This is a genomic window from Kribbella sp. NBC_01510, from assembly GCF_045040325.1.
Lineage (GTDB): Bacteria > Actinomycetota > Actinomycetes > Propionibacteriales > Kribbellaceae > Kribbella.
Genome location: NZ_CP109418.1, coordinates 8,422,938 through 8,439,916 on the forward strand (window position 1 = coordinate 8,422,938; position 16,979 = coordinate 8,439,916).

Here is a 16,979-nt window from a genome sequence, read left to right on the forward strand (position 1 = left end):
TGGAACGCATAGTGTACGGAGTCATTCAAGCGGTACGGCGAACAATTGCACAAGCGACCAGGTCGCGACTGTAACCAGCGCCCGAGGCTATTCGGGTGTGTCCAAGCCGTGCTCGATCGCGTAGCGGACCAGCTCGGCCCGGTTGTGCAGCTGCAGCTTCCGGAGCGTGTTCTGCACGTGGTTCTCCACTGTCCGGTGCGAGAGCACGAGCCGGGTGGCGATCTGCCGGGCGGTCAGCCCGCGCGCGACCAGCCGGAGCACCTCGGTCTCCCGGTCGGTCAGCTTCGGCACCTCGGGCCCAGCAGCCCCGAGCCGCCGGTACTCCCCCAGCAACAGCCCGGCCAGGCCGGCGCTGAAGATCGCATCGCCTTCGGCAGTACGCCGTACCGCGTCGTCGAACTCATCCAGCGACGCCGACTTCACCAGATACCCCGACGCGCCGTTCTTCACCGCCGCCAGTACGTCGTCCTGCTCGGCGCTGGCCGACAACACCAGTACTCGCGTGTCCGGCAACGCCGTCGTGATCTCCCGGGTGGCGTCGACACCGGAACCGTCGCCGAGTTGCAGGTCCATCACCACCACGTCCGGCCGGGTCGCCAGCGCGATCTTCACCGCGCCCGACACGTCCGACGCCGTCGCGCAGACGTCGTACCCGCGGCTACCCAGATCGCGCGCCACCCCCTCGCGCCACATCGGATGGTCGTCGACGATCATGACCCTGGTCATGGGGCCTCCCGGCCTGGACTGAGGAGTGCAGGGAGCCCGGTCATGGGGCCTCCCGCCCTGGACTGAGGAGCGCAGGGAGCGAAGCGACCGGAGCGACGAGGGAAGGCCGGGAGCAAGAGCCCCATGACCCGCCGTGCCGGAGGCTCGGCCAAAGGCACAGCGACCGGAGCGACGAGGGAAGGCCGGGAGTCAAAGCCCCATGACCCCGCGCCGGAGGCGCGGAATTCAACACAGTCACGGCGCAATCACCTTCAACTCCCACTCGGTTCCTTCGCCCGGGCCTGTCCGGACTGTGACTGTGCCGCCCAGGTCTGTGATCCGGCCGCGGATCGACTGGCTCACGCCGAGGTGCCCGTCGACCCGGGCCTGCTCGAGCCGGGCCGGCGTCGTACCGATCCCATCGTCGCGGATCGACACCACCACCGCGTCGCCGAGGTCCTCGACCACGACCCAGGCGCGGGCCTCGGTACCGGCGTGCTTGGTCACGTTGCTCAGCGCTTCCTTGACCGCGGCAACCAGTTCGTCCGCGGTTGCGGCCGGCAACAACACCTGGCCGGCCGGTACGACGACATCCACCCGCGGCGTGGCCAACGGCAACAGTAACCCGCACAGATCGACCTGGTCGCCCCCGGCAGCGGTCGGCCGGGTCGACATCAAGGTGCGCAGGGCAACTTCCTGTTCAGCGGCCAACTTGGCCAGCTCGAGCGCATCGCCGCCGATCGCCGTACCGCGGCGCTGCACCTGGGCCAGTACCTGCATCACACCGTCATGGATGGACCGGCTGAGCCGCAGCCGCTCGGCGGTCGCGCTCTCGGCGGCGATCGCCTTCCGGAGCCGGGCTCCCGCCTGCCGCAGAGTCGAGGCGGCGTACCCGACGACCAGGCCCGCGACCAGCAGCAGTTGCACGTTGGCGAGGATCTCCGCCGCATTCTCGACACCGCGCAGCGACAGCAGCGCGAGGCTGATCGTGGCCGCACCGAGCAGACCGCCGTCCCGACCGCGGGAGATCGCCAGCGCGAGCACCGGCCCGGCCGCCCAGACCGAGGTCAGCACGGAGGCTCCGGCCCGGATGTCGACCAGCGGCTGCGCCCACAAGGTCGCGTACATACAGCCGACGGTCACGATCAGGTCGGCGAACGCCAGCCGGGTGTTCCGCCGTCCCCAGCGCCGGCTGTAGCCGATCGAGGAGACCACCGTCCAGGCGCCCATGACCGCCAGCAGGAGCAGCGCGCCGGACGGCCGGACGATCCCGTCCCAGCGGGACCAGACTCCGAAGCAGGCGAACGCCCAGGTGATCACGCGGAACACGACGAGCGCACGCCACAGGGGCTGCAGCAGGTCGACCGTCTCGCGCTCCACTAGCACAGTCTGCCAACTCCGGGGGCTGCCGCGGGTGAGGCGTCGTACGCGGCGGATTGAGTAGTTCCACCGATGACGGTGTTGGATGCCGCGCCTCCGGCGCGGCGCGGTATGGGGGCTCTGACTTCCTGCCGCAGGATTCCCCGCAGCTTTGCCGGAATTTCCGGCAAATACTTCAGCTCTGCCGATTTTCCCCGTACTCTCGCGCAAAACACGCTCGGGGGAGCAACTGACTACGCCGCGTCACCATACGCGGCTGGCATCGACCAAGCATGGAGGGGAATCGTGCGCAAGCTACCCGCCGGGCTATTCAGCCTGGCACTGGCGGCAACGGCCGGGCTCGGGTGGGCCTCGGCCAGCGATGCCGCCACACCGCCCCGGGAGATGGGCGCCGCGCCGGTCGCGAGTGAGGCGGCACCCGCGCCGGACGAACTGTCCAGCCCGCAGGAGGACAAGCGCCGTGACCTGCGGCAGGAGGCCCTGACCAAGGTGCTGAACGGCACCGCCAAGGTCGAGCAGCGCGACGGCAGCACCGTCGTCAACCTCGGCAGCAAGCAGGTCGGCGCGAAGGGTGTGAAGAACGCCAACGGCCGGGTCGACCAGTACGTCGAGCTGAGCCGGGAGAAGACCGACAAGATCTTCGTCGTGCTGGCCGAGTTCGGCAACGAGCGGCACCCGAGCTACCCGGACAAGGACCAGAACGCCGGCATCCCCGGCCCGGCCACCTTCGAGGGCCCGCTGAACAACCAGATCCCGGCGCCGGACCGGTCGGTGGACAACTCGACCGTCTGGCAGCCGAACTACGACCAGAAGCACTTCCAGGACTTGTACTTCGGCACCGGCAACTCGGTGAAGAAGTACTACGAGAAGCAGTCGTCCGGCCGGTACAGCGTCGACGGCGAGGTCACCGACTGGGTCAAGGTCAAGTACAACGAGGCCCGCTACGGCCGGTCGAACGGGTTCCCGTGTGCCGGCAACGTCTGCAACAACACCTGGTTCCTGATCCAGGACGCGGTCAACCAGTGGGTCGCCGACCAGAAGGCGGCCGGCCGGACCACCGCGCAGATCACCGCGGACCTGAAGACGTTCGACCAGTGGGACCGCTACGACTACGACGGTGACGGCAACTTCAACGAGCCGGACGGCTACATCGACCACTTCCAGATCGTCCACGCCGGCGGCGACCAGGCCGACGGCGACCCGCAGCAGGGGGAGGACGCGATCTGGTCGCACCGCTGGTACGCCAACTTCCCCGGCGGCCCGGTGAACCAGCCGAACCGCGGCGGCGCCCAGATCGGCGACACCGGCCTGTACGTCGGCGACTACACGATCCAGCCGGAGAACGGCGGCATCAGCGTCTTCGCCCACGAGTACGGCCACGACCTGGGTCTGCCGGACGAGTACGACACCTCCGGCGCGCCGGTCGAGAACGGCGTGAACTGGTGGACGATCATGGCCCAGAGCCGGGTCGGCAAGCCGACCGACGGCGGCATCGGCGAGCAGGCGGCCGACTTCAACGCGTGGGACAAGCTGCAGCTCGGCTGGCTGGACTACGAGATCGTCGCGGCCGGTCAGAACCGGACCGTCGAGCTCGGCCCGCACGAGTACAACACCAAGAAACCCCAGAGCCTGGTGGTGACGCTGCCGAAGAAGCCCCTGGTGCACGACCTGGTGCCACCAGCGGCCGGCACCAAGTCATGGTGGAGTGGTGAAGGCAACAACTTCACCCACACGATGAACCGTCAGGTCACGCTGCCGGCCGGCCAGCCCGCCAGCCTCACCTTCCAGGCCAACTGGGACATCGAGGACTGTGGCGCGGAGGCCTGTGACTACGCCTACGTCGAGGTGAACGACGGCACCGGCTACAAGCCGATCGCCGGCAACATCACCAAGGCGGCCGAGGGCAACGGCATCGACGGCACCAGCACCGGCTGGCAGCCGGCCACCTTCGACCTGTCGGCGTACGCCGGCAAGACGATCGGCCTGCAGTTCCGCTACACCACCGACCCCGCGGCCGGCGGCAAGGGCTTCTTCGCCGACGAGATCGCGGTGACCTCAGGCACGACCGCGGTGGTCACGTCCGGTGCCGAGACCTCGCCCGACGGCTGGACGCTGAACGGCTTCAGCGCGGCCGGCGCCAGCTTCACCACCCTGCACGACAACTACTACATGGCGTCGCACATCAACTACGTCGACCACGACCAGTACCTGCAGACCGGCCCGTACAACTTCGGTTGGGCGAGCACGCTGCCGGACAAGGTCGAGCACTTCCCGTACCAGGACGGTCTGCTGCTCTGGTACTGGGACACCTCGCAGGAGGACAACAACACCAACGAGCACCCCGGTCAGGGTCTGGTGCTGCCGATCGACAGCCACCCGGTCCCGATCAACCGTCTCGACGGCCAGATCTGGCGGCCGCGGATCGCCGGGTACGACGCGCCGTTCGGTCTGGAGAAGGCGGACTCGTTCACCCTGCACGTCAACGGGCAGGCGAACTACATCCGCGGCCAGAATGCTGTCTCCACCTTCAACGACAGCAAGCAGTACTGGTACCCGGAGCAGCCGCAGAACGGCGTCAAGGTGCCGAACAACGGCGTCAACATCAAGGTCCTCTCGCGCAACGGAACGACCATGACGGTCCAGGTCTCCAAGCGCAAGTGACACCCTGAGCAGCACGAAGAACAGCCCCCGAGGCCAAGACCTCGGGGGCTGTTTCGTGTTCGGTTACTGAGCCGCTGCCACCTGGTACGGCGTCAGGTCGCCGGCCAGGTCGGGATGGACCTTGGCGGTGAGGCGGGTGCCGTCGGCGGTGTGTTCGAGCTGGCCGACCGAGCCCTCGGAGTGGATCCGGGAGACCAGGTCGCCGCGGTCGTACGGAAGCAGCAGGTCGACGGCCACGTCCGGCTGCGGCAGCGATGCCTCGACCAGCGCCTTGAGCTTGTCGATGCCGTCGCCGGTGCGGGCCGAGACGATGATCGCGCCCGGCTCGCGGTGCAGGATCGGGGCCAGCGCGATCGGGTCGGCCAGGTCGCCCTTGTTGATCACGATGATCTCCGGGACGTCCGTCGCGCCGATCTCGCCGAGCACCTCGCGGACCGCCTGGATCTGGGCCAGCGGGTCGGGGTGCGAACCGTCGACCACGTGCAGCAGCAGATCCGCGTCCGCGACCTCTTCCAGCGTCGAGCGGAACGCCTCGACGATGTCGTGCGGCAGGTGCCGGACGAACCCGACGGTGTCGGTGAACGTGTACACGCGGCCGTCGGAGGTCGTCGTCCGCCGGGTGGTCGGGTCCAGCGTCGCGAACAGCGCGTTCTCGACCAGGACACCGGCTCCGGTGATCTTGTTCAGCAGCGAGGACTTGCCGGCGTTGGTGTAACCCGCGATCGCGACCGACGGGATCGAGTGCCGGCGGCGCTCCTGGCGCATCGTCGACCGCGTGCCCTTCATGTCCTTCAGCTCACGGCGGAGCTTGGAGATCTTGGTGTTGATCCGGCGCCGGTCGGTCTCGATCTTGGTCTCACCGGGACCACGGCCACCGATACCGCCACCGGCCGCGCCGACGCGTCCACCGGCCTGGCGGGACAGGTTGCCACCCCAACCACGCAGGCGCTGCTTCATGTACTGCAGCTGGGCCAGCTCGACCTGGGCCTTGCCTTCCTTGCTCTTCGCGTGCTGCGCGAAGATGTCCAGGATCAGCGCGGTCCGGTCGACCACCTTGACCTTGAGCTTGTCCTCCAGGTTGCGCAGCTGCGCCGGGGCCAGCTCGCCGTCGGCGATCACCGTGTCGGCGCCGAGCGACGCGACCAGGTTGCGCAGGTCGGCCACCTTGCCGGAACCGATGAAGGTCGCCGGGTCAGGCTTCTTCCGCCGCTGGATCACGCCGTCCAGCACCTCGGAACCGGCGGTCTCGGCGAGCAGCTTCAGCTCGGCCAGCGAGTTCTCCGCGTCTTCGGCGCTGCCCTCGGTCCAGACGCCGACCAGCAGCACCCGCTCGAGCAGCAGCTTGCGGTACTCGACCTCGCTGATGTCGGTCAGCTCGGTCGACATGCCGACTATACGGCGCAGGGCCTGGCGTTCCTCGAGCTCGAGCCCCTCGGTGCCCAGCTCGGAGTCGTGCGAGTCGTGACCCGTCAACGAATCGCCGGAGTCATCGCCCTCAGTGAGGTCAAGTTCGACGTCGGTGGTCTCGTCGTAAAAGTTCGAATGGGTCGTCATATACCTTCCATCGTGGCACGGGCCACCTAGTACAGGCGACCCGATTAACCACGTCAACGCCCCACGCGGTACCTGAATTCCCCTTCAGGCCGGTAACCAGGCCCGATCGAAGTCTCCGCGAGCGTGGATCACGGCCGGTCCGGTCAGCTCCAGATGGTTGTCCGCACGCCACGTCACGGTGACTTCACCGCCCGGTACGCCGACGCGATACGTGACCGGGAGCTCGTCCCGGGCCGCCCGCGCGGCCGCCACGGTCACGGCACAGGTCCCGGTCCCGCAGGATCGCGTCTCCCCCGATCCGCGCTCGTGCACCCGCATCTCGACGTCGTGCGGACCCCGCCGTACGACGAACTCGAGGTTCACGCCGTCGGGAAACGCTTCCTGGGGGGACCAGGTGGGCTGGTCGCACAGGTTGCCGGGCTCACGGAGGTCGTCGACGAAGGCGACCGCGTGCGGGTTGCCCATGTCCACGGTGACAGCCGGCCACTGGTGCCCGTTCGCCTCCACGACCACGCCCGCCGGACCGGGCAGCGTGGGCTCGCCCATGTCCACCGTCAGCGTGCCGTCGTCGTTCAGCACGACCTCTTTGACGCCGGCTCTGGTGCCGACCCGGACCGGCTTGCCCCCGGTCAGCCCGGCTTCGGTCAGATACCGCACGAAGACGCGGACGCCGTTGCCACACATCTCCGCGATCGAGCCGTCGGCGTTGCGGTAATCCATGAACCAGTCGCCGCCGTCCTCGACGTACGACTGCCGGCCGCCCTCGATCACCCGCAGGACGCCGTCCGCCCCGAGGCCGGCGTGCCGGTCGCACAGGAAGCGCACCACCGACGCGTCCAGCTCGCCGTGGATCGTGCCGTCGGGGTCGGGCAGGATCACGAAGTCGTTCTCCGTGCCGTGCCCCTTCAGCCAAGCAAACTTGCTCATCCACGTCCTCGCTTCGCTCCGGGCGCGGATGAGACACGAGATGCACTGTGCCTTCTGATGGCCTCGCTTCGCTCGCCCATGAGGAAGATCGTACGGTGTTGCCCATGGAGCTGATCGCCTACTTCTGGGAGCAGGAGGACGCCGAGACGGTCGCCGCCCGGCTGGACGGTGACGTACGGCGCGGCCGCTTCCACGGCGAGGACGACGACGAGGACCACCCGTGGGTCGTCGTACTGCGCGATGTGGATCGGAGCGAACTCGACGATCTGCTGACCGAGTACGACGGATGGCTCGAGACGACCGCCGAGGACGCCGCCGTCACGCCTCCCCCGTTGCCGAGCGAACCCAAGCGGTTCAAGACGACCTGAGCGGACGATCGATGCCACAATGTTGCCTGTGGCATCGATTACCTCGCCTCCAAAGGGTTGGCCGCCGGTCCTGGGCGTAGTACTTCTCCGAGGCGGCCACGTCCGCTGGGAGGGCGAGCCCGGGGACAGCGCGTCAAGTGAGGACGCGCCCCGGCCGCTTACCCGTAGGTACGCTGTCGGCCAGCACCTGCTGACCCCCGACAAGCAGGTGCTCGATGCCGACGGACAGTTGCCAGGGATCGTCGTACGTCGACCTGTCGGCGACTCGCGATGGGTCGAGTACGACGAGGTCGGCGACGGCACCGGGTTTGATCACACCGCGGTCGGAGAAACCCAGCCGGGACGCGGGCAGTGAGGTCATCCGGCGGATCGCCTCGGGCAGGGAGAGTACGCCGAGGTCCCGCGCATACCGGCCGAGGACCCGGGGGAATGTGCCGAAGTTGCGCGGATGCGGGTGGCCGGGCCCGGTGGCGTCGAGGATCCAGCCGTCGCTCGCGACGCTCGTGCACGGGTGCTGCAGCACGGTCACGACGTCGTCCTCGCTCATCGCGTGGTTGACCACACTGACCGCGGCCCGGTGGTGCTCGAGCACCCTCAGTGCGGCTTCGGCCGCGTCCACCTCGTCGCGCCGGGCGATCTCCGCGAGGCTGAGGCCGCGACAGTCCTCGTACCGGCCGGGTGGCACCGACGCGATCACGACCGCGTCCGGATCGAACAGGTCACCGGTGCGAAGAGCGGCGGCGATCCGCTCGCGTTCGGTCCGATCGGCGAGCCTGGCCAGGAGACCTTGCGTGCCGCCGTCCATCGCCCAAGTGGGCAGCCGGGTGGTGAGCGTCGTACTGGAGGCTGTGTAGGGGTAGACGTCCCAGGTGACGTCCAGACCGTCTGTGCGGGCCTGGTCGAGGCGTTCGAGCGCCGTGACGACCAGACCGTGGTTTCGTTCGCCGACGGACTTCAGGTGCGAGACCTCGAGTCTTGCGCCGGCTGCCCTCGCCGCGGTCATCGCCTCGTCCAATGCGCTGAGCAGACCCGCGCCTTCGTTGCGGATGTGGGTCGAGTAGAGCAGCCCGCAGTCGGCCGCGGTCGCCACCAGGGCGGCGACTTCGGACGACTCCGCGTAGGCACCCGGCGCGTAGATCAAGCCGGTCGAGAAGCCCACAGCGCCTTGCTCCGCGGCGATGCGCAGCAGGTCTTGCATCGTCCGCAGCTCGTCCGGTGACGGCGCCCGCTCCGCGTTGCCCATCGCTGCGATCCTCAGCGCCGAGTGGCCGACCTGGAGCGCGACGTTCACGGCCGCGGGCTCCAGGGATGCGGCGAACTCGCCAGTGTCCCGCCACGACCAGTCGTGCTTCGGGTCGAGGAACGCCGTACCGGTCCGCATGGACTCCAGGTCCGTGATCGGGAACGGGGACCAGCCGCAGTTCCCGGTGACCAGGGTGGTCACGCCCTGACGCAGTTGGGTGGTCGCCTCGGGCGACGTACGCACACTGAAGTCCGCGTGCGAGTGCAGGTCGATGAAGCCCGGCGCCACGATGTTGCCTGCGGCATCGATCACCGCGGAGTCGGCCGGCTGCGAGGTGGGCGGCAGGACATCGGCGATCCGGCCGCCGTCTACCACCACCGTCGCCGCAACCGGCTCTGTCCCGGTGCCGTCCAGGACGAGTCCGCCGGTGATCGCGATCATGTCGTCACCAGCAGGATCCCGGCGTACATGACGCAGGCGGGCACCAGCATCATCCATCCGGTGATGAGCATGCTCTTCAGGTCCGAGGACCGGGCCAGGCCCATCGCACCGACCATGTTGGCGTTCGGGAACGGCCCGTACGTGTCCGCCTTCGACGCGAAGAGCAGCACCACGACCCACGCGCCCGGACCCACGCCCGCGCTCGCCGCCAGCGTCCCGAACACCTTGTCGAGCAGGACGACCTGGGCCGCCGTGGCGCCGGGTACGCCGACCCAGCCGAGCAACGCGATCGCGATCGCCACCCCGAACCCGGACACCGTCGCGAGCTCGGGCCCGAGTTCGTCGAGGATGACCTTGAACGGCGCCAGCTGGTCGATCAGCGCGAACAGGGCGGCCAGCAACCAGAACAGCAGCAGGATGCTGATCAGCTTCGCGCCGCCGCGGTACATGTGCTCGGCGATGTCCCGGGCGCTCAGCCGGCCGGCCAGACCGGTGACGATCCCCAGCACCGGCAGCGCGAGCAACGGGAAGTTCGTGCCGGCCTCGGTCACTGTCGCGTACACGACGCTGCCGAGCAGTACGACGAGGAAGGTGGCCGTCGCGGCCCGCGGGGCCCGAGCGGTGGTCGCGCTGTCGTCGGAGACGAGTTCGGCGAGGTCGTACTCGTCGCCGGTGCCCGCGGTCCGGCGCTGGATGTAGGCCACCACGAACGGGCCCAGCACCAGAGACAGCACGGCCAGCGGACCGGCGCCGTACCCGAGGTAGGTCAGGTAGTTGACGTCGGCCGCGGTCATGATCGCGACGTTCGATCCCGCGAACGGCGCGACCGTGAGGCCGGCGCAGCCGCCGATGAAGATCATCGAGGCGGTCGCCGCGCGGGTGTAGCCCAGCCGCGCGGTGATCGGCAGCACGATCGGCGCCGCGATGGCGAGCGCACCGGCCAGCGTGCCGAGGCTGGCGACCAGGGCCAGGCACGACACCATCACACCGACGACGACCGCGACCCGGCTGCGATCCCCGGCGACGCGCATCACGCCCGACACGATCGTCGTCGCCACGCCGGTGACCCTGAGCACCTCGCCGACGCCGGCGCCCAGCACGATGATCAGGCCGATCGCCGTGACCGAGTCGGCCAGCGACTTACCCAGCAACGTGCCGGTCTCGATCGGGCTCAGCCCGACGATCAGAATGCCGGACAGCACCGAGATGACGGTGCCGACGACGATGTCCATGCCCAGCAGGCACAAGACGGCGTACAGCACGATCGGCAGCAGGCCCCACAACGTCGGGCCGTCCGTGAGCAGCCCGGCGACGACCGACGCCAGCAACCCGATCGCGGCGATCGCGTTCAGCCAGTGTCGACGGCCGGTCGCGAGCTTCGTCTGGTAAGCGTTCGCCGGGGCGTCCGTGCGTAGGTCCTGACTCATCCAAGGGTCCTGTTCTGTCAGAGAGCGAGCGTGGCCACGGTGTTCGCGGCGATCAGGTCGGTGTCGAGCGCGTGACCCAGACCTGGTCCCGTCGGCACCTGGACGACACCTCGGGACGCGGTCACCGGAGGGGTGATGACGTCCTGGGCGTAGTACTTGTCCGAGGCGGACACGTCCGACGGGAGGGAGAAACCGGGCAGGCTGGAGAGCGCGACGTTGGCCGCGCGGCCGACGCCGAACTCGTGCATGCCCCCGCACCAGACCGGGATCCCGGCCTGCTGCGCGCGGTCGTGCGCGGCGCGGGCTGTCGTCAGTCCGCCCATCCGCGAGACCTTGATGTTGAGCACCTTCAACGCCCCGACGGATACGGCGGTCTCGAGGTCGTCGAGCGTCTCGATGCTCTCGTCCAAGCAGATCGGGGTCGCCACCTGTCGCTGCAGGCGGGCGTGATCCAGCAGGTTCCGCGGCGCGAACGGCTGCTCGATCATCGTCAGGCCGAACTCGTCCAGGGCCCGCAGGTAGTCCAGGTCGTCCCCGGAATAGATGCCGTTGGCATCGACATGAAGGTCGAGCTCCGGGTAGGCGGCGCGCACCGCTCGCACCGGCTCGACGTCCCAGCCGGGCGCGATCTTCAGCTTCACCCGCGGATAGCCGGCCGCGACCTGCCGCTCGACCTCGGCCAGCAGGCCGTCGATCGTCGGCTCGATCCCGAGCGAAACCCCGGCGACCACCTCGGTCCGGGTCCCGCCGAGCGCCTCGGCCAACGGCACTCCCCGCACGGCCGACCACAACACCCAGGCCGCGACATCCACACCTGCCTTGGCGAACTGGTTGCCGCGGACCTTCGCCCACAATCGCGAGACCTGCTCCGGGTGTTGCCACTGCTGACCGAGCACGGCCGGCAAGAGGTAATGCTCGGCGATCTGCCAGCAGGTCTCGACCGTCTCCGGGGCGTAGTACGGATCCGACGGTGAAGCGATCTCGCCCCAGCCGACAGCTCCGGACGCGTCCTCCAGCTCGACCAGGATGTGATCGAGAAACGTCTTACGGTGCGAGCTGGTGCGGAACGCGTGCACCAGCGGCATCCGCACCCGGTGCAGCCGGGCAGCGGTGATCTCAAGGTCAGTTGACATACAGTCCCAGCTCCGTGTTCAGGCGGTCGCGCTCTCCCAGCCGCCGGCGCGCGCCCTTCGCGCTCGCCGTGGTCAGGGTCGCCAGCACGTGCAGCACGGACGCCACCACCGTGGGCGAATCGACGTACGACGCACTCCCGGTGGCGACGTAGATGCTCTGGTTCGCGATCTTCGCCAGCGGCGCGTCCTCGAAGTCGGTGACGGCGACGAGTTCACCGCCGGCCTCGACGAAGGCGCGGGCGATCTCCACGGTGTCGCGGCGGTAGCGGCGCAGCGAGAACGCGACCATCAGGTCGTTGGACCGAACGTCGGACAGTACGTCGACACCGCGGACGACCGTGCCGTCGATCAGCGTGACCTGGGACAGGCCGGCGCTGAGGTCGAAGGCGAGCAGCGAGGCGTAGGAGAACGACTTCGCCGAGCCGATGATGAACCGGCGGCGGGCGGCCACGATCCGGGCTGCCGCCTGGGCGATCGAGTCGTCGGCCAGGATCCGGTCGAGCGCCTGCTCGATCGAGGCTCGTTCCTGCTCGACCACTCGGCGCTGCAACTGGGTCGACGATCGCCTCTGCAGGCGGGCGTCGTACCGCTGGTGCGGGCTGGCCAGTTCGCGGTTGCGGGCCTCTTCAGTCATCGTCCACCGGTCCGAAGTCGTAGCCGGCAGTCCCGTCGGGGCGACGGCGGCACGACACCGCGGCGAGGCCCTTGCCGAACAACTCCACGAAACTGTCTCGCCACACCTGCCGGACCTCGTCCGTGACCTCGGCCGGCAGGACCAGCTGAGCGGCCACTTCCGTGGGCTCGGGTTCGCGGGTCAGATCCCACTCGACGACCACGCGGTCGGTGCCGGGGCCGTACATGTCCGGGACGTACCAGCGGCCTCGGGCGCCGAGCACATCCAGGTTGAAGTGCCCGTTGCGGATCTGGAACGGATCGTAGGTCCAGCGCATCCGCGTCATGCCGGAACCGAGGGCCACTTCGCGCTGCGCATGCTTCAACCGGCGGCCCAGGCCGCGCCCCTGCTGTCCCGCGGCGACCACGGCCGACTGCGAGTAGTGGTAGAAGCCGCGGCCGTCGGTGCCACAGAAGCCGTAGGCGAAGGCAACGAGCCGATCCGCCTCGTCCAGCACACCGACGACCGAGCCGCCGTTGCCCGCCAGCGCACCGAGGAGCCGCGGGTTCAGCCCGTAGTCCGGCTGCTGGTAGCCGAACACCTCGCGGTACAGCGACGAGGCCTCGGCGTACTGCGCACCGGTGGTGAGCGAGACGGTCCGGAAACTGTCGTGCACCGGCCACTCCTCTCGAAGATACGTATCAGATAACCGGAGTTAATCTGTTCAGAACAACCGAGTCAACCGATGCCCGAATGATGATACGTTCTCTATCTATGACCGCAGATCGTCTTCGGGAGTACGTCGGGCACGAGACGCCGACCGGTGACAGCCAGGCTCTGAACGCGTTCGCCGACCGGCTCCTGGCCCGGTATCGCGAGCTGGGCGGGACCGCCCGTCGCGTCGCAGCACCGACCGGCGACCACGTAGTTGCCGACTTCCCCGGCCGGGGGCCGCGGGCCGCGGAGGCGCCGCTGCTCTTCCTCGGGCACCACGACACCGTGTGGCCGGTCGGGCAGCTGCAGGACGCGATGCCCTGGCGTGAACAGGACGGAGTCATCCACGGTCCCGGCGTCTTCGACATGAAGGGCGGACTCGTCGTCCTGGAAACGGCGCTCGAACAGATCGCCGTCCTCGAACACCGTCCGGTGCGCGTCGTGGTGGTCGCCGACGAGGAGATCGGCTCCCCATCGGCCCGCGATCTCGTCACCGCCGAGTCGGCCGGGGTGCTCGCCGCGTTCGGCCTCGAGCCACCGCATCCGAACGGCGACCTCAAGACATCGCGCTGGGGCAGCACCCGGGTCCGGATCGAGGTCACCGGCCGCGAGGCACACGCCGCCCTCGACCCTGGCAGTGGCGTCTCCGCGGTCGACGAACTCGTCGACCAACTGATCCTCGTCCGCGCGGTGGTCAGCAGGTACGCCGAGGTGTTGTGCAACGTCGGCACGATCACCGGAGGCGGCCGGACGAACGTCGTACCCGGGTTTGCGGCGGCCGATATCGGCTTCCGGTTCGTCGATCCGGAGACAGAGCGGGCGGTACTCGACGCGGTGACCGGTCTCGAGCCGGTGCGTGCGAACGCGGAGATTCAGGTGCGCGTGATGTCGAATCGCCCGGCCTGGCGGCCGTCGCCGGCGACCGACGAGTTGCTGGGGAAGGTGATCGCAGCCGGGCGGTCTGTTGGCCAGGAAGTCGATGGAGCAGCGGCTTCAGGGGCCGCCGACACCAATCTGACCGGCTGGCTCGGGATTCCGACGCTGGACGGCCTGGGGCCGCTGGGTCAAGGCGCCCACGCTGTCCACGAACAGGTGATCGCGGCGAGCCTGGCCGAACGAGCCGACCTGGTCGCCGCGATCATCACCTCGCTCTAGCGCCAGAAGACCCGTTGCGTCCGAAGATCCGTGGTCTATAGCCCTCACATCTTCGGACGCAACGGGTCGGTCAGGGCCGGACGGTTCCCGCGGATCCGCCGCCTCGGCGGGTCGGCTCCGCGGCCGCCAGGATCGCGCCGCCGGGCAGGAACTCCAGCGCCGCGACTGCTCCGATCTCGGCCGCCGAGCTCCCGGGAGCACCTGCCGGCGTGAAGGTGTGGCCGTACGGCGCGAGCGCCGAACCGTAGGTGTCGATGAAGGACTGTTCGGCGGTGACCGACGCAGTGTTGCGCTGGGACGCGCGCGGTGCGGCGATCGCCTCCGGCAGGGTCATGCCACGGTCGAGCCGGTTCGTCAGCGTCTGCAGGACGGTGGTGATGATCGTCGAGCCGCCGGGCGATCCGATCGCGATGTACGGCTTGCCGCCGCGCAGCACGATCGTCGGCGACATCGAGGACCGTGGCCGCTTGCCGGCCGCCACGATGTTCGGGTCCTTGGGGTCAGGGACTGCGGAGAAGTCGGTCAGCTCGTTGTTCAGCAGGAACCCGCGTCCGGGGACCGTGATGCCGCTGCCACCGGTCTGCTCGATCGTCAGCGTGTACGAGACGACGTTGCCCCACTTGTCCGCGGTGACCAGGTGCGTGGTCGAACGGCCTTCGGTGTCCGGCCGCTGCTCGGCGGCCGTGCCCTGCGCGCACGGCGAGTACTTGCCGTCCGGCGAGCCCGCCGGCACCGGCTTGACCGCGGCCTTCTGCGGGTCGATCAAGCACGACCGCTCGGCGCCGAAGCCCGGTGACAACAGCTCCTTCTGCGGTACGTCGACGTACGCCGGATCACCGATGTACGCACCGCGATCCGCGAAGGCCAGCGCGGAGGCCTCGAGGTAGGTGTGCAGCGCCTGCGTGGTGCTCTGCTGCCTCAGGTGCTGCGGCTGCAGGATGTTGAGCGCCTCACCGACGGTGATGCCGCCGGATGACGACGGCGGCATGCCGTACACGTCCAGGCCGTCGTACCGAACGCTGGTCGGTTGGCGGTCGATCGCCTTGTACTTCGCCAGGTCGCCCGTGGCGAGGTATCCGCTGAAGAACGGCAGCGTGGCGTCGGCGGTCTTCGGTGGGTTCTCGGCCACGGCCGCCATCTCGCCGGCCAGCGGACCGCGGTAGAACACCGACGCGCCCTGCTTGGCGATCAGGCGGTAGGTGTCGGCGAGCTCCGGGTTCTTGAACACCGACCCGACCTGCGGCGCGTCGCCGTTGGGCAGGAACAGCTTCGCCGTCGGCACGACCTGCGCGAACCGGTCCTTGTTCTCGAGCGTCTGGAGCCGGAACGTCGGGTCGACCACGAAGCCGCGATCGGCCAGGTCGGCGGCCGGAGTCAGAGCCTTGCCGAGCGGCAGCGAACCCCACTGCCGCAGCGCGCTGTCCCAGGTCGCCAGCGTGCCCGGCACACCGATCGACACACCAGAGGTCACCAGCTGCGCGAAGGGGTACGGCTGACCCGTCGCCTTGTTCATGAACGCGTCCGACGGCATGTCCGCGGGTGCGGTCTCGCGGCCGTCGATCGTGAACACCTTGTGTTTCTTGGCGTTGTAGTAGACGAAGTACCCGCCACCGCCGACACCGGCGGAGTACGGCTCGGTCACCCCGAGGGCGGCGGCCGTGGCCACCGCGGCGTCGACCGCGTTGCCGCCACGCCGCAGTACGTCGAGGCCGATCTTGGTCGCGTTCGGGTCGACCGACGACACCGCGCCGCCGAACCCGACCGCGGTCGGTTGTCTGACCGGGCTCTGGTCCGGCGGGCTCGCGACGGCTCCGCTCGCACTCAGACCGGACAGGAGAAGGGCACCTGCAGACAGAGATGCGACCAGCTTCTTCACGAGTTCTCCCGCGGGGCGTCGGCGACAGGGTCAAGCCCTTGCCTATCCCACGGCGAGGTTGTGCGCCACTCGAGGCGCGCCTACTTGATGGCGCAGGAGTCCATGAACTGGCGCAGGACGTCGTCGGGCCACTCGACGGTGCCGCTCGGGAGCTGGACCAGCAGCCACTTGTCGGCGAGCTTCACCTGGCCGGTCAGCCGGCCGTCGAGAGTGCCGATGTGGAAGGTCTTGCCGGCCCCGTCGGTGACCCGGACCGACATCAGACTGCGCGCCTGTGGAGCTGCCTGCAGCACGATCTTGGCGGCGGTGTCCGCGGTCCGCATCTCGGGCTGCGAGAGTACGACGCGGCCGGCGGCGATCGGGGTCTCGGCGGTCCAGCCCTTCGGCGCGAGCGCGCAGTCGATCGTGCGCCAGGGCTTGTTGTTCGCCACCAGTTCCGCCACGGTCGCGCCGAACATGGACATCGTCTCGCCGCTCTTGGCTGGAGCGGGTCGGGCCGTCGAGGGGGTCGTACTCGCGGCGGCGGTCTCCGGCTCGCCCGATCCGCCCGCGACCTCGGTGCTGCCGCCGGTCCCCCACCACTTCACCTGGTTGCCGACCGCAAGGACAGCGGCCGACACGGCGGCCACGCACAGTACTCCGGTGACCCGGCGCCGGCGCTTGATCCGGCGGAGCGCGCGCCGGCCGCGGGCGACGTCCGCCTCGATGTCCGCGTCCGGCAACCCATCGGCCGCAGTATCCGCGAACCCCTCCAACAGCCTCTTGACCTCGTCCACCGTGTT

14 protein-coding genes are annotated in these 16,979 nt (G+C 69.1%); 3 read left to right on the top strand and 11 right to left on the bottom strand.

The window, feature by feature from the left end:
- Window positions 1-87 precede the first annotated feature (87 nt).
- Together OG558_RS41105 and macS are read right to left on the bottom strand one after the other, a co-directional pair.
- The gene (locus OG558_RS41105) at window positions 88-726 is read right to left on the bottom strand and encodes a response regulator transcription factor (RefSeq protein ID WP_328519523.1); all 639 of its coding nucleotides are present in this window, start codon (window positions 724-726) and stop codon (window positions 88-90) included.
- A 234-nt stretch (window positions 727-960) separates the two neighbouring features.
- A complete protein-coding gene (gene macS / locus OG558_RS41110; protein ID WP_405067872.1) occupies window positions 961-2,085 on the bottom strand; it encodes a MacS family sensor histidine kinase in 1,125 nt (374 codons plus the stop codon).
- A gap of 285 nt (window positions 2,086-2,370) precedes the next feature.
- On the opposite strand from macS, the gene OG558_RS41115 reads away from it, so the two are divergent.
- Window positions 2,371-4,746, top strand: coding sequence for an immune inhibitor A domain-containing protein (locus OG558_RS41115; protein WP_405067873.1), 2,376 nt, complete (start codon window positions 2,371-2,373; stop codon window positions 4,744-4,746).
- A gap of 63 nt (window positions 4,747-4,809) precedes the next feature.
- Here the strand turns inward: OG558_RS41115 and hflX are convergent, their stop codons facing one another.
- Together hflX and dapF are read right to left on the bottom strand one after the other, a co-directional pair.
- A complete protein-coding gene (hflX, locus tag OG558_RS41120) occupies window positions 4,810-6,300 on the bottom strand; it encodes a GTPase HflX (protein WP_405067874.1) in 1,491 nt (496 codons plus the stop codon).
- An 84-nt stretch (window positions 6,301-6,384) separates the two neighbouring features.
- Window positions 6,385-7,227 (bottom strand): diaminopimelate epimerase, encoded by an 843-nt coding sequence (dapF, locus tag OG558_RS41125; RefSeq protein WP_405067875.1) that lies wholly within the window; start codon window positions 7,225-7,227, stop codon window positions 6,385-6,387.
- A 104-nt stretch (window positions 7,228-7,331) separates the two neighbouring features.
- Between dapF and OG558_RS41130 the strand changes: the two genes are divergently transcribed.
- On the top strand, window positions 7,332-7,595 hold the full coding sequence (locus OG558_RS41130) for a hypothetical protein (protein ID WP_405067876.1): 264 nt from the start codon (window positions 7,332-7,334) through the stop codon (window positions 7,593-7,595).
- A gap of 133 nt (window positions 7,596-7,728) precedes the next feature.
- On the opposite strand, the gene OG558_RS41135 is transcribed toward OG558_RS41130, so the two are convergent.
- From OG558_RS41135 to OG558_RS41155, 5 genes are read right to left on the bottom strand one after another with little or no spacing between them, the layout of a single operon-like run.
- A complete protein-coding gene (locus OG558_RS41135) occupies window positions 7,729-9,279 on the bottom strand; it encodes an amidohydrolase family protein (protein ID WP_405067877.1) in 1,551 nt (516 codons plus the stop codon).
- A complete protein-coding gene (locus OG558_RS41140) occupies window positions 9,276-10,706 on the bottom strand; it encodes a Na+/H+ antiporter NhaC family protein (protein WP_405067878.1) in 1,431 nt (476 codons plus the stop codon). Before OG558_RS41140 ends, OG558_RS41135 begins: the two co-directional genes overlap by 4 nt.
- 17 nt (window positions 10,707-10,723) lie before the next feature.
- Window positions 10,724-11,839 (bottom strand): o-succinylbenzoate synthase, encoded by a 1,116-nt coding sequence (gene menC / locus OG558_RS41145; protein ID WP_405067879.1) that lies wholly within the window; start codon window positions 11,837-11,839, stop codon window positions 10,724-10,726.
- Complete coding sequence (locus OG558_RS41150) at window positions 11,829-12,473, bottom strand: SIS domain-containing protein (RefSeq protein WP_329479440.1); 645 nt, start codon at window positions 12,471-12,473, stop codon at window positions 11,829-11,831. Before OG558_RS41150 ends, menC begins: the two co-directional genes overlap by 11 nt.
- Window positions 12,466-13,128: a hypothetical protein gene (locus OG558_RS41155; RefSeq protein WP_329479442.1), complete on the bottom strand. Its 663-nt coding sequence runs from the start codon at window positions 13,126-13,128 to the stop codon at window positions 12,466-12,468. Before OG558_RS41155 ends, OG558_RS41150 begins: the two co-directional genes overlap by 8 nt.
- 98 nt (window positions 13,129-13,226) lie before the next feature.
- Here OG558_RS41155 and OG558_RS41160 point away from each other — a divergent pair, with 98 nt between their 5' ends.
- Window positions 13,227-14,321: a M20/M25/M40 family metallo-hydrolase gene (locus tag OG558_RS41160; protein ID WP_405067880.1), complete on the top strand. Its 1,095-nt coding sequence runs from the start codon at window positions 13,227-13,229 to the stop codon at window positions 14,319-14,321.
- A 70-nt stretch (window positions 14,322-14,391) separates the two neighbouring features.
- Here OG558_RS41160 and ggt read toward each other — a convergent pair whose 3' ends face one another.
- Entirely contained in the window at window positions 14,392-16,197 is a 1,806-nt protein-coding gene (ggt, locus tag OG558_RS41165; RefSeq protein ID WP_405067882.1) for a gamma-glutamyltransferase, read from the bottom strand.
- Between the two features lie 80 nt (window positions 16,198-16,277).
- Entirely contained in the window at window positions 16,278-16,973 is a 696-nt protein-coding gene (locus tag OG558_RS41170; protein ID WP_405067883.1) for a hypothetical protein, read from the bottom strand.
- Between the last annotated feature and the right edge of the window lie 6 nt (window positions 16,974-16,979).